The organism is Paracoccaceae bacterium (assembly GCA_012103375.1).
In the GTDB taxonomy this organism is placed as follows: domain Bacteria; phylum Pseudomonadota; class Alphaproteobacteria; order Rhodobacterales; family Rhodobacteraceae; genus WLWX01.
In genome coordinates this window covers 733,412-745,789 of sequence record WLWX01000001.1, presented here as the reverse complement: position 1 = coordinate 745,789, position 12,378 = coordinate 733,412, and the positions used below count along the sequence as shown (strand labels likewise).

Annotated in this window: 10 protein-coding genes and 2 pseudogenes; 8 read left to right on the top strand and 4 right to left on the bottom strand. The window is 61.8% G+C overall.

Features of this window, described 5'->3' with window-relative positions:
• Window positions 1–89 precede the first annotated feature (89 nt).
• Window positions 90–1,048 (top strand): annotated as a pseudogene (locus GKR99_03885) (IS630 family transposase).
• Window positions 1,049–1,094: 46 nt separating this feature from the next.
• Window positions 1,095–1,403, top strand: coding sequence for a hypothetical protein (locus tag GKR99_03880; GenBank protein NKB26731.1), 309 nt, complete (start codon window positions 1,095–1,097; stop codon window positions 1,401–1,403).
• Window positions 1,404–1,430: 27 nt separating this feature from the next.
• On the opposite strand, the gene GKR99_03875 is transcribed toward GKR99_03880, so the two are convergent.
• Entirely contained in the window at window positions 1,431–1,709 is a 279-nt protein-coding gene (locus GKR99_03875; GenBank protein ID NKB26730.1) for a DUF1467 family protein, read from the bottom strand.
• The gene (gene mce / locus GKR99_03870; GenBank protein NKB26729.1) at window positions 1,709–2,113 is read right to left on the bottom strand and encodes a methylmalonyl-CoA epimerase; all 405 of its coding nucleotides are present in this window, start codon (window positions 2,111–2,113) and stop codon (window positions 1,709–1,711) included. The genes GKR99_03875 and mce overlap by 1 nt, the downstream gene beginning before the upstream one ends.
• Before the next feature lie 153 nt (window positions 2,114–2,266).
• Here mce and GKR99_03865 point away from each other — a divergent pair, with 153 nt between their 5' ends.
• A complete protein-coding gene (locus GKR99_03865) occupies window positions 2,267–2,989 on the top strand; it encodes a response regulator (GenBank protein NKB26728.1) in 723 nt (240 codons plus the stop codon).
• A 465-nt stretch (window positions 2,990–3,454) separates the two neighbouring features.
• Here the strand turns inward: GKR99_03865 and GKR99_03860 are convergent, their stop codons facing one another.
• On the bottom strand, window positions 3,455–4,174 hold the full coding sequence (locus GKR99_03860) for a GNAT family N-acetyltransferase (protein ID NKB26727.1): 720 nt from the start codon (window positions 4,172–4,174) through the stop codon (window positions 3,455–3,457).
• A gap of 188 nt (window positions 4,175–4,362) precedes the next feature.
• Between GKR99_03860 and GKR99_03855 the strand changes: the two genes are divergently transcribed.
• The gene (locus GKR99_03855; protein NKB26726.1) at window positions 4,363–4,542 is read left to right on the top strand and encodes a hypothetical protein; all 180 of its coding nucleotides are present in this window, start codon (window positions 4,363–4,365) and stop codon (window positions 4,540–4,542) included.
• Between the two features lie 360 nt (window positions 4,543–4,902).
• On the opposite strand, the gene aspS is transcribed toward GKR99_03855, so the two are convergent.
• Window positions 4,903–6,678, bottom strand: a complete 1,776-nt coding sequence (gene aspS, locus GKR99_03850; GenBank protein NKB26725.1) for an aspartate--tRNA ligase — start codon at window positions 6,676–6,678, stop codon at window positions 4,903–4,905.
• 253 nt (window positions 6,679–6,931) lie between these two features.
• Here aspS and GKR99_03845 point away from each other — a divergent pair, with 253 nt between their 5' ends.
• From GKR99_03845 to GKR99_03830, 4 genes and pseudogenes are all read left to right on the top strand, one after another.
• Window positions 6,932–8,164 (top strand): methyltransferase domain-containing protein, encoded by a 1,233-nt coding sequence (locus GKR99_03845; protein ID NKB26724.1) that lies wholly within the window; start codon window positions 6,932–6,934, stop codon window positions 8,162–8,164.
• Window positions 8,165–8,257: 93 nt separating this feature from the next.
• Window positions 8,258–9,523, top strand: coding sequence for a DUF2029 domain-containing protein (locus tag GKR99_03840; protein ID NKB26723.1), 1,266 nt, complete (start codon window positions 8,258–8,260; stop codon window positions 9,521–9,523).
• A 117-nt stretch (window positions 9,524–9,640) separates the two neighbouring features.
• Window positions 9,641–10,831 (top strand): annotated as a pseudogene (gene carB, locus GKR99_03835) (carbamoyl-phosphate synthase large subunit).
• 77 nt (window positions 10,832–10,908) lie between these two features.
• Entirely contained in the window at window positions 10,909–12,294 is a 1,386-nt protein-coding gene (locus GKR99_03830; GenBank protein ID NKB26722.1) for an IS1182 family transposase, read from the top strand.
• Window positions 12,295–12,378 lie beyond the last annotated feature (84 nt).

Below are 12,378 nucleotides of genomic sequence, written 5' to 3'. Positions count from 1 at the left end.
CAGGCCTAAAGCGTTTCGGCTTGAACCTGAATCGCGAGGGATTCCCTTGAGACCTGATCTGTGATTCATCCTGTTTGGGAGGATGGATCATGTCAGCACCTTTGCCATCTGCGCTTCGGATACGGTTTCAGAGATACATTGAAGAAGGGTTGAGCGGGCGCGCGGCGGCGTTGCGGTTGAAGCTGTCGCCTGCCACAGGCGCGCGGTGGGCGCGTCAGGTGAGGATGAAGGGTCATGCGGAACCTGCCCGGCAGGGACCGCCGCGCGGCAAGGGAAAGCTGGCTCCGCATCGGGAATTCTTTGAGGAGTTGATCGCACAAGACCCTGACATCACGCTCTTTGAGTTGCGTAATGCGCTGGCCGATGCAGAGGGTGTGCGGGTGCATCACTCCTCCATCGCCAACCTTCTGTCCCGGCTCGGCTTCACGTACAAAAAAAGTCGCTGGTCGCAACCGAGCGCCGCCGCGCCAAGGTAAGGCAGCAACGGGCCGACTGGTTCAGATACCGCTCGCCAGCCATTGCGACCTTTCCTGAGCGCGTTGTCTTTATTGACGAAACCGCAGTGAAGACAAACCTCACGCGCCTACGCGGCAGAGCCAAGCGCGGTAAGCGCCTGACGATGGATGCGCCCTTCGGAAGCTGGGGAACCCAAACCTTGATCGCGGGCCTGACCCAAGGCGCGCTGATCGCACCTTGGGTCATCAAGGGAGCGATAGATGGCCCCGCCTTCGCGGCCTACATCCGCGAAGTGCTGGTCCCCGAGATCAACCCCGGCACTGTCGTCATTCTCGACAACCTGGCAACCCACCGGAATAAGGAGGCGACGCAGGCTTTACGCAATCACGGCTGCTGGTTCCTTTACCTGCCACCGTACTCGCCCGACCTGAATCCCATCGAGCAGGCCTTCTCTAAACTGAAAGCCCATTTGCGACGGATCGGGGCCAGGTCCTTTACCCAGGTCTTCGAAGCAATCGGAGCAATCTGCGATCTCTACGACCCAGTAGAATGCTGGAACTACTTTAAGGCCGCCGGATATGTCTCAGGTTAATGTCGAAACGCTTTAGAACAGGGGAACGGCAATATGGGCGCTCCGAATGCTAACCACAGGCGACTGCAATGAAACTATCAGTATCGTCGAGGCCGTGTTTTTCGGCGCCGATGGGGCCTGCGTTGATATTGGAATGCCCTCGCTACTGGCGGGCGTCGCACTTTTTGTAGCGATGGTTGTCGCCCTCCGCTTTCTGGGAACAGCGGCCCTCAGCCGTATTCTTCCGTCACGCCGCCGCGAAAGGGAGCTGCCTGCGGCTGCCGAGATGGACCAGGCCAAGCGCGAAACATTGCAGCCTATGCCCTATGAGAGTCCCATTCAGTCCACAGGGGCCTGGGGCAACAAACCGCGCTAGAGGCGATTGCCATTGGGGTGTCGGAGGTTACCCCGCCCCCGGGCGCATCCGGTCGAACCAGTCCAGATCGCGCACCGAAATAACGCCCGAGACGATGATCCCGGCCACCACGGCCCAGACGACGAACGCGATTATGCTGACCAACAGCGCCTTCTTCTTCATGTTCAGGTTCGCCGGCGATCCGGCGTGGGTGCCGATCAGTCGTTTGCCGGCGTCACCTTGGGTTTCCAGCCGAATCGGCAGCACGACGAACAGAACGACAAACCAGATCACCGCATAGAGGACGAGGCCCGAGGCGATACCCATCAGGCTTCCTCCAACTCGATCAGGGTGCCGGTGAAGTCTTTCGGGTGCAGGAACAGGACGGGCTTGCCGTGGGCGCCTGTCCGGGGCTCTCCGCCGCCCAGAATGCGTGCGCCTGTCGCGACCAGCTGGTCGCGCGCGGCGATGATGTCGTCAACCTCGTAACAGATATGATGGATACCCCCCGAGGGGGATTTTTCGAGGAACCCTGCAATAGGGCTGGCGTCGCCCAGCGGTTCGAGCAATTCAATCTTGGTGTTGGGCAGGGTGATGAAGATCACCGTGACACCGTGGTCGGGCTGCGGCAGGGGCGGGCCAACCTTGGCCCCCAGACGGGTGCGGTAATCTTCGGCCGCGGCCGCAAGGTCCGGCACGGCAATGGCGACGTGGTTGAGGCGGCCGATCATGGCGTAGGCTCCGCAAGTTGGGTTACGGGCGTTATGGGCGGGGCACGCGGGCCTCGCAAGGGTGCTTGGCGTCGCAGGGGCAGCCTTAACGCGCGATTCATCAATTGCGCGCAGCATCGCCTCGACACCCGCAAAACCCGAAAAGGGGCAAGCATGAATTTCGGCGATATGAACACGGGCCAGCGCCCCACGACCGAGCGGCCATTGCTGGGCCACACCGTTCTTCTGGTCGAAGACAGCCGCTTTGCCAGCGAAGCGGTGCGCCTGATGTGCCTGCGCAGCGGCGCGCGCATTCGGCGTGCCGACCGCCTGGCCAGTGCCGAGCGGCATTTGCGCAGCTATTGCCCCACGGTCGCGATTGTCGATCTTGGGTTGCCCGACGGATCGGGGGCAGAGTTGATCGAAACATTGATGAAGGCCACGCCGCGCGTTTCGGTCCTGCTGGGAACCTCGGGCGATGATGGAGCGGCAGAATTGGCGATGGACGCAGGTGCCGACGGGTTTCTGGCCAAACCGATCGCAAGCCTGGTCGCGTTTCAGCAGATCATCCTGTCGCATTTGCCCCAGGCCATGCAGCCCGCAGGTTTGTTCGCGCTGCCGTCCAACCCGCTTGCCGAACCGCCGGATGATCTGGCGTTTCGCGATGACATCGCCCATATCGCCACGCTGCTGGCGCAGGACAATGATGGGCCAACGCTGGATTATGTCGCGCAGTTTCTGGGCGGGCTGGCGCGGGTTGCGGAAGATCATCCGCTGGAAGCGGCGGCCGCCGCGCTGGCACGCGCGCGCGATTCCGGGGCAGACCCGTTGCCCGATGTCAGCGACCTGTCGAATCTGGTGCAGGATCGGCTGAGAGACCGGCGCATGGTCGGATAACTGGAGGCGCGCCAAACTGTCAGATGTAGAGCCCCCCGAAACAGCGCTGGAAAAGGAAGGATGCCTCCGGCGGGGATATTTCCGACGAGAAGATGCGCAGGACGACGTCTGATTGACTGGGTGGCGGCGTGTCAGGTGCTTTTGGGCACTGGGCGACAGTCGGGCATTTCGCCGGGACGGTGCCTGTGCTTGCGGCGGGACCTAGGGTCAGGACCCATTAATCCGACACCGCTGGCGCCAAATCCGCGAAATATCAGTGGTTTGGGACGCGCGGGGAAGTGTGGTTCACTTTTCAAGCGGCCTAAACCGCTGAGATGAAGCGGATTTGACGTCCTTCGGATTTGACGGATTTCCAGCCTGACATCGCCTTAGGTCTTTGAAATAGAACCACTATTCCGTCAGACCTAATCCTTGTCAGACAGAAAATCTGTCAAACCAGCGGTGTCGGATTAATGGGTCCTGACCCTAGGGGGTGGCGGTCGGGTCGTGTGCTGCCAGAACTGGCCGGGTCAGATCTGCGAGGCGCGTTTTTTGACGCCCATCGGTGCCGAAATTGTCCGGCGACAACCAGGATTCAAATGCGGATTTGAATGCGGGCCATTCCGCGTCGATGGCGGCGAACCAGGCGGTATCGCGGTTGCGCCCCTTGATGACGGCGGCTTGCCGAAAGACCCCCTCATAGCTGAGGCCCAGCCGCCCAGCGGCGCGGCGCGAGCCTGCGTTGGTGGCGTTGCACTTCCATTCATAGCGGCGATACCCGGCCTCAAACGCCCATTTCATCAGCAGGAACATCGCTTCGGTCGCGGCGCGGGTGCGTTGCAGTTCGGGCGCAAGGTTTATGTGCCCGACTTCGATGGACCCGGCTTCGGGCGCGATGCGCAAATAGCTGGCGACACCTGCGTAGCGGCCAGTTTCAAGATCCTGAATGGCGTGGAAGCGTGGGTCTTCACCGGGCGCGACCGAGGTGAGCCAGTCGGCAAAGGCATCTGGGTGCGCAAACGGGCCGTAAGGCAGGTAGTCCCAGATTGCATCCGACGCGCGGTTGGCATCGAACAGATTGGCAGCGTGGCGGGCGGGGTCCAGACGCTCGACCCGCGCCCAGCGACCTTCCAGAACGTCGAAATCCGGGCGCTGCGGCGGCGACCAGTTGGGGACCGGTGCGTTGGGGTCGCGATTTTCGGGCATAGTTCGGGTCCAGGCGACTGAAGTCATAGCCTGCGTAGCGGGCAGCCGGAACAGCGACAAGCGGCAAAGGAACATCGAATACGCGCAAAATGGCACGGAAATGCCCGTATCCGCGCCCTGCCCTTTTCGCAATTTCGTCCCATTTCACCGCGATACAGGACTGACAGAGACGACCGGAAGGCTGCCAAATGCTAGAAAACCTGCTTCTGAAAGTGCCCGCTGGTAAGGCCCGGATGCGCAGCGGCGCGTTGGACTGGGCGGTGCTGACGCTGGGCGCGGTGTTGTTGAGCGTGGCATTGATCACTGCGGTGACCGGATCGGCCGAGCGGGCAGATGTGGTACCGGGCGTCGCCGCCGCCAACCTTTAAGAGCACTCGAACCGTGGCGTTTGGCGCTGCCGGAACCGGTTGCGCACGCGTTGCTGCGTAGCTGCATCCGATGCAGCGAAACTCTGTCAACCAAGGTGGCTGCGAGTGGCGTGGAGGGGACTTTGACGACCAATCACCAAGCAGGGCGCGCGCCGGGCCGGTGGGCTGGCGCTGCGCCATTGAGTTTGCATGATTTATGGCTCAGGCTTGGCAATCAACTCGCTTGGACGCGCTAAGTTCAGACCAGCGCCTGACCGGCGGGACCGGTCCGGCGCGCGCCCTGCGCCTTGCGGCGCGCACCGGGCGCGGGGACAATCCGCCAATATCTGCCTCAGGCCATCATAGCCCACCGCGCACCGCTCAGTCCTTCGGCAGCACCCGTAGCCCCAGCTCGCGCAGTTGTTCGTTCATCGGCTCGGACGGGGCGCCCATCATCAGGTCTTCGGCGCGCTGGTTCATCGGGAACATGATGACCTCACGAATGTTCGCCTCATCCGCCAGCAGCATGACCATGCGGTCGATGCCTGCCGCGCAGCCGCCGTGGGGCGGGGCGCCGTATTGGAAGGCTTTGACCATGCCGCCAAAGCGGGCTTCGACCTCGGATTTCGGGTATCCGGCCAGTTCGAAGGCTTTGAACATGATCTCGGGCCGGTGGTTCCGGATCGCGCCGCTGATGAGTTCATAGCCGTTGCAGGCGAGGTCATACTGGAAGCCGAGGACCTCCAGCGGGTCGCCCTCCAGCGCATCCAACCCGCCCTGTGGCATCGAGAACGGGTTGTGGGAAAAATCGATCTTGCCGGTTTCCTCGTCCGCCTCGTACATTGGGAAGTCGACGATCCAGGCGAAGGCGAAGCGGTCGGTGTCGGTGAGGCCGAGCTCATTGCCAATCTCGACCCGCGCGCGGCCTGCGACAGCTTCGAAATGCGCCGGCTTGCCGCCGAGGAAGAAGGCTGCATCGCCGACCTTCAGCCCCAGTTGCTGGCGGATCGCCTCGGTGCGTTCCGGGCCGATGTTTTTGGCGAGGGGGCCTGCGGCTTCCATGCCCTCGCCCTGATCGCGCCAGAAAATATACCCCATCCCCGGCAGGCCCTGTGCCTGGGCAAAGCTGTTCATGCGGTCGCAGAACTTGCGCGACCCGCCGCCCGGTGCCGGGATGGCGCGGATTTCGGTGCCCTCGTTTTCCAGCAGTTTGGCGAAGATCGCGAAGCCGGATCCGCGGAAGTGCTCGCTGACGACCTGCATCTTGATCGGGTTGCGCAGGTCCGGCTTGTCGGTGCCGTACCAGAGGGCGCTGTCGGCGTAGGAGATACGCTCCCACGTCTGATCCACGCTTCGCCCCTTGCCGAAACGTTCAAAACAGCCGCGAATCACCGGCTCGATACAAGCGAAGACATCGTCCTGGGTGAAGAAGCTCATCTCCATATCAAGCTGGTAGAAATCGGTGGGCGAGCGATCCGCGCGCGGGTCTTCGTCGCGGAAACAAGGCGCGATCTGGAAGTATTTGTCGTAGCCGCTGACCATGATCAGCTGTTTGAACTGCTGAGGGGCCTGCGGCAGGGCGTAGAATTTGCCGGGGTGCAGGCGGGACGGCACCAGAAAATCGCGCGCGCCTTCGGGGCTGCTGGCGGTCAGGATTGGCGTCTGGAATTCGTTGAAGTCCTGCGCCCACATGCGTTCGCGCAGGTCGCGCACCACGTCGCTGCGCAGCTTCATGTTGGCCTGCAACTGGTCACGCCTGAGGTCGAGGAACCGGTATTTCAGGCGCGTTTCTTCCGGGTATTCCTGATCGCCAAACACCATAAGCGGCAGTTCATCTGCGGCGCCTAACACCTCAATATCTCTAACGAAAACCTCGACCGCGCCGGTGGGGATCTTGTCGTTCACCAGCGACGCGTCGCGCGCCTTGACGACGCCGTCGATGCGGATGCACCATTCTGAGCGCACCTTCTCAACCTCGGCGAAAACCGGGCTGTCGGGATCGGCGAGGACCTGCGTCATGCCATAGTGATCGCGCAGATCGATGAACAGCACACCGCCGTGGTCGCGGACCCGGTGGACCCATCCCGAAAGGCGCACGGTGTCGCCGACATGTTCGGCGCGCAGGTCGGCGCAGGTGTGGGTGCGATAGGCGTGCATGGCATGGTTCTCCGGGCGCGAAAGGACTTGGCGGATACACACCGCCACCCCCTTGAAGTCAAGCGTTACAGGCCCGCGGAACGCTGTGGCGGCGTTTTGCCACGAGGGGGCGCAGATCACGCGCAGGCTTTACATGGGCTTAACCTTGAACCAGAATATCGCCCGTCAGATGTTAACGCCTTGGAAAGGCAAGGAATTCACTGGCCAAAATGACCGCACTGGCCTGCCCCAACCGGGGCAAAGGGGGTGACCTATGTGGGACAGACTGTTTGATGCGATGTTGCGGGCGATGATCCGCGAGGGACATCTGAGCGTTCAGATGCCTGATGGGACGTGCCGCACCTATGGCGATACGCGCGCTGACCCGGTGGAGGTTCGGCTGCACGATCCGGCCCTGCCCCGGAAAATTCTGCTGAGCCGTGACCTTGCCGTGGGCGAGGCCTATATGGACGGCACGCTGAGCATCGCAGGCGACGATATCCGTGGCTTTCTGGCGCTGGTGACACGCAATGTGGGGGCGAAAAACGGCGCGGCCTGGCAGGTGCCTGTGCAGATCCTGCGCAATGCGACACGGCGGTTGAAGCAGTTCAATCCGGCCCCGCGCGCGCGGCGCAATGTGGCGCATCACTATGACCTGTCGGCGGACCTTTATGATCTGTTTCTGGATGCGGACAAGCAATACTCCTGCGCGTATTTCCGCGATCCCGACATGTCGCTGGAGGACGCGCAGGCGGCGAAGAAGGCGCATATTGCCGAAAAGCTGTTGATCCGGCCCGGTATGCGGGTGCTGGATATCGGCTGTGGCTGGGGTGGCATGGGGCTAACGCTGGCGCGCGATTACGGCGCGCGCGTCGTTGGCGTGACGCTGTCCGAAGAACAGCACAAAATCGCAACCCGCCGCGCAGAGGAAGCCGGGTTGTCCGGGCAGGTCGATTTCCGACTGATGGATTATCGGCATGTGTCCGAACGGTTCGACCGCATCGTCTCGGTCGGGATGTTCGAACACGTCGGTGTGCCGCATTACCGCGAGTATTTCCGCACCGTGCGCAGCCTGCTGGCGGATGATGGTGTCGCGCTGATCCATACCATCGGGCGCAGCGACCCGCCGGGGGCAAGTGGCGCCTGGCTAGATCGGTACATCTTTCCGGGCGGGTACACCCCGGCAATGTCGGAAACCATGGCAGCGGTCGAAAAGGAGCGTCTGGTCAGCACCGATGTCGAGGTCTGGCGCCTGCATTACGCCGAAACGTTGAAGCACTGGTTCGACCGGTTTTCGGCGCAGGAGGCCGCAGCGCGGGCGATTTATGACGAACGCTTCGTGCGGATGTGGCGGTTCTATCTGGCGGGGTCAGAAATGGGCTTCCGGCACAACGGACAGGTGGTGTTCCAGTTCCAGCTGGCGCGCGATCAGGCGGCGGTGCCGTTGACGCGGGAATATCTGTTCGACCACCCACAGCAGCAGCCGATGCATCACGCGGCGGAATAGTCCCGCAGGGTCGGGTTTGCGCCTGACGGCTTAGCGGTTCCCCTCAAATCGTTCTCGCACTAGCCTGCGCGAAACGGAGTGAAGGGGTCGGGCGTGGCCGGTCTGGGGCAGCAAGTTCAGGAACGATCCGGCGTTTTGGCGGTGCTGGGTGCGGCGCTCGCCGTCGTCTGTCTGATCGGGCTGCATTGGAATATCTGGGCGGTGGATTTCAGCGCGCTTTATTTCGCGGGGTATTTCTTCTGTGCGGGCGATCTGGCGCAAGTCTATGCCGCCCCGCCCGAGGTGATCGGCAGCCAGATGCCGCCCGCCTGGGTCGCGGCAGTGGCGGCGACCGGGCATGGCGACGAACAGACCTATCCGTTCATCTACCCGCCGTGGGTTGCGGTTCTGATGGCCCCGGTGGCCCGGTTTGATCCGCAATCGGCGATGAACGCGAACCTGTTGATCAATGTCGTCCTGACGCTGGGCAGTATTGGCTTGGCGTGGCGGATTATCGGGGTCAGCGCCATGTCGTTCCCGATCTGGGTACTAATCAGCCTCGCGCTGGTGGTGCCGGGGGTGCCGTTGATCTCGGCAGTGTTGCTGGGGCAAACGCAGATTCTCGTCTTCTTCCTGTGTCTGCTGGCGTTCGAGCGATACATCGCGGGCTGGTTCATTGCCGCTGGCATCGCCCTTGCCCTGGCGGCTTGCATCAAGATCACGCCTGCCGCGTTTGTGCTGATCTTCCTGTTTGATCGCAACCGGCGGGCGTTGGCGGCGTTTCTGCTGACCGGCGCGGCCATGCTGGCGATCAGTATCGCGGTTGCAGGCGTCGGGCTGCATCAAACCTACCTTGCCCACCTCGGCACGATCAACGCCCATATTTACGCCAGCTTCTTTGCCTTTTCGTTCGAGACGTTCCTGTTTGAAACCCTCAACGCCCTGCGCGGAACTGCGCCGCTGCATGTGGAGAACGAGTATATCTTTGCCAAACCGGGCTGGATCTCGGCCGTGTCAAAGTTGGGATTGCTGATCGCGACGGGGGTTCTGTGGCGCGTGACGCGGGGCGACGGGGCGCATCGACGCACCGCCGCGCGGCTGCTGGGGCTTGCCCTGATCGTCGCGCTTTTTGCGCCGCTGGGCTGGGCGCATTACTATTTGTTGGCACTGTTTTTGTTGCCCGGCGTGTTGACCTGGATGCCCCTGCGGCGCGCGATGGTTCTGCTGTTGAGTGTCGCCGTAACACTCAGCTTGCCGTTCCAATCGGCGTTCTTTGACCTTGCACTGCCCGTTTATCCACAAATCCTGATCATGGTGCCGGTCTTTCTTGCCACCCTGATCGCCCTGCTGGTCGCTTTTCGCCAGGCGAATCCGGCCTGACGCAGACGCCAGCGCCAAGAATACCGCGCGGTGGTATTGTGCACGCGCGCGCCATGGCTATAACCCGCAAGAATTTTGCGCCGGGTCGCCCTGCCCCCGGCCGATCGGGGGTCGCATATGCCGAAACGAACCGACATCAAATCCATCATGATCATCGGGGCCGGTCCCATTGTCATCGGACAGGCGTGCGAGTTCGACTATTCCGGCGCACAGGCCTGCAAGGCCCTGCGCGAGGAAGGGTATCGGGTGATCCTCGTGAACTCGAACCCCGCAACGATCATGACCGATCCCGACATGGCCGACGCTACCTATATCGAGCCGATCACACCCGAGGTTGTGGCCAAGATCATCGAGATCGAACGACCCGACGCGTTACTGCCGACGATGGGCGGGCAGACGGGGCTGAATACCGCGCTGGCAGTGGAAGAGATGGGCGTTTTGGCGAAGTTCGGGGTCGAGATGATCGGCGCCAAGCGCGACGCCATCGAGATGGCCGAGGACAGAAAGCTGTTTCGCGAGGCGATGGACCGGATCGGGCTGGAAAACCCGCGCGCGACCATCGCCAATTCGATGGACGAATGCATGGCGGCGCTGGACGACATCGGCCTGCCCGCGATCATCCGGCCTGCTTTCACGCTGGGCGGTACAGGCGGCGGCGTCGCCTACAACCGCAGCGAATATGAACATTTCTGTCGCACCGGGCTGGACGCCAGCCCGGTCAATCAGATCCTGATCGACGAATCTCTGCTGGGATGGAAAGAATATGAGATGGAGGTCGTGCGCGACAAAGCCGACAACGCGATCATCATCTGTTCGATCGAGAACGTCGATCCGATGGGGGTACACACCGGTGACTCGATCACCGTCGCTCCGGCCCTGACCCTGACCGACAAGGAATACCAGCGGATGCGCGCGGCCTCGATTGCCGTTTTGCGTGAGATCGGCGTCGAGACCGGCGGGTCAAACGTGCAATGGGCGGTGAACCCGGAAGACGGGCGCATGGTGGTGATCGAGATGAACCCGCGGGTCAGCCGCTCGTCCGCGCTGGCATCAAAAGCGACAGGTTTCCCGATTGCCAAGATCGCGGCGAAACTGGCCGTGGGTTACACGCTGGATGAGTTGGATAACGACATCACCAAGGTCACGCCGGCCAGCTTTGAGCCGACGATTGACTATGTCGTGACCAAAATCCCCCGCTTTGCATTCGAGAAATTCCCCGACGCCGAACCGCTGCTGTCGACGGCGATGAAATCCGTGGGTGAGGCGATGGCCATTGGCCGGACCATCCATGAAAGCCTGCAAAAGGCGAATTTTGTTGAAAAACTCCTGCTTGATCGAGGGCTATGGCGCTGATTCAATCCTCTCAACAAGCGGGAGGATCAGCCATGATGGGACCGAGGCAGGAAGCACAGGCGGCGCTGTTCTATGAGTTCTCGCTGGAAGACCATGTCCCGCAAGATCACCTGCTGCGATCGATTGATCGTTTCGTCGATCTGAGCAGCATCCGCGCCCATCTTGCCGATTTCTACAGCCACACCGGTCGTCCTTCGATCGATCCTGAACTGCTGATCCGGATGCTGATCGTCGGTTACTGCTTCGGCATCCGGTCCGAGCGGCGGCTCTGTGAAGAGGTACACTTGAACCTCGCGTACAGGTGGTTTTGTCGGCTCGACCTGGCCGATCGGGTGCCGGATCACTCGACCTTTTCAAAGAACCGGCATGGTCGGTTCCGCGAGAGTGAGCTGCTGCGCCATCTCTTCGAGACCACGGTCGCGCGATGCATCGCCGAAGGTCTCGTCAGCGGTCAGCGCCTGGCCGTCGATGCCAGCTTGATCGAGGCGGATGCCAACAAGCAGTACTCTGCGCCAAAGGAAGAATGGGACATTGCGCGGATCGATGCAGACGCTGCACCCCGCGCGGTCCGCGAGTATCTCGACACTCTGGATGAGGCCGCATTCGGAGCAGCGACACCGGTCGAGCCAAAGTTCACGTCCTATTCCGACCCAGCCAGCCAGTGGACGGCGGCGCGTAAGGGTCCCGCATTTTTTGCCTACTCCGACAACTATCTCATCGATACCGATCATGGTGTCATCGTCGACGTGGAAGCGACACGGTCGATCCGTCAAGCCGAGGTGGGGTCAACCAAGACGATGCTGAAGCGGGCCAAAGAGCGCTTCGATCTTCATCCCGAACGGCTGATCGCCGACACCGCCTACGGATCGGGACCCATGCTCGGATGGCTGGTGGGTGAAAAGATCGCACCGCACATCCCGGTCTTCGACAAAGCCGGGCGCACCGATGGCACCTGGTCCCGAGCTGACTTCGAATGGGATGCCGAGAACAATCAATACATCTGCCCGGAAGGCGAGGCTCTGAAGCAGTTCCGCCGAAACTACTCCGACCCCAATCGCGGCCCAACCGGCAAGGGCGTGGCCAAGTACCAAGCGCTGAAGCACACCTGCCAATCCTGTCCTTCCAAGCCGAAGTGCTGCCCGAATGCCGACGCCCGTAAGATCACCCGTGAGGAACATGAGGACGCTCGCGACATCGCCCGCGCAATCGCCAAAACGCCGCAATACAAGATCTCGGTGAAGCTCCGGAAGAAGGTCGAAATGCTCTTTGCCCACCTCAAGCGCATTCTCGGCCTGGGACGGCTCCGATTACGTGGACCATGCGGCGCAAATGACGAATTCCTGCTCGCCGCCACTGCCCAAAACCTTCGCAAACTGGCAAAGATCTTTCCTGCACCGCAGCAAACGCGCAAAGCCTGATCAGAAAGGCGCTCGCGCTATGTTCAAATCGCTACTTTCTGCGCCCGCAACACGTTGTTTTTCCACAGAATCGGCGGGAAGCGG

Coding starts and splice junctions, on each gene's coding strand:
- GKR99_03845 (NKB26724.1), top strand. CDS start 6,932: ATGTGGGACAGACTGTTTGATGCGATGTTGCGGGCGATGATCCGCGAG.
- GKR99_03855 (NKB26726.1), top strand. CDS start 4,363: ATGCTAGAAAACCTGCTTCTGAAAGTGCCCGCTGGTAAGGCCCGGATG.
- GKR99_03875 (NKB26730.1), bottom strand. CDS start 1,709: ATGGGTATCGCCTCGGGCCTCGTCCTCTATGCGGTGATCTGGTTTGTC.
- GKR99_03860 (NKB26727.1), bottom strand. CDS start 4,174: ATGCCCGAAAATCGCGACCCCAACGCACCGGTCCCCAACTGGTCGCCG.
- GKR99_03865 (NKB26728.1), top strand. CDS start 2,267: ATGAATTTCGGCGATATGAACACGGGCCAGCGCCCCACGACCGAGCGG.
- GKR99_03830 (NKB26722.1), top strand. CDS start 10,909: ATGATGGGACCGAGGCAGGAAGCACAGGCGGCGCTGTTCTATGAGTTC.
- aspS (NKB26725.1), bottom strand. CDS start 6,678: ATGCACGCCTATCGCACCCACACCTGCGCCGACCTGCGCGCCGAACAT.
- mce (NKB26729.1), bottom strand. CDS start 2,113: ATGATCGGCCGCCTCAACCACGTCGCCATTGCCGTGCCGGACCTTGCG.
- GKR99_03880 (NKB26731.1), top strand. CDS start 1,095: ATGCTAACCACAGGCGACTGCAATGAAACTATCAGTATCGTCGAGGCC.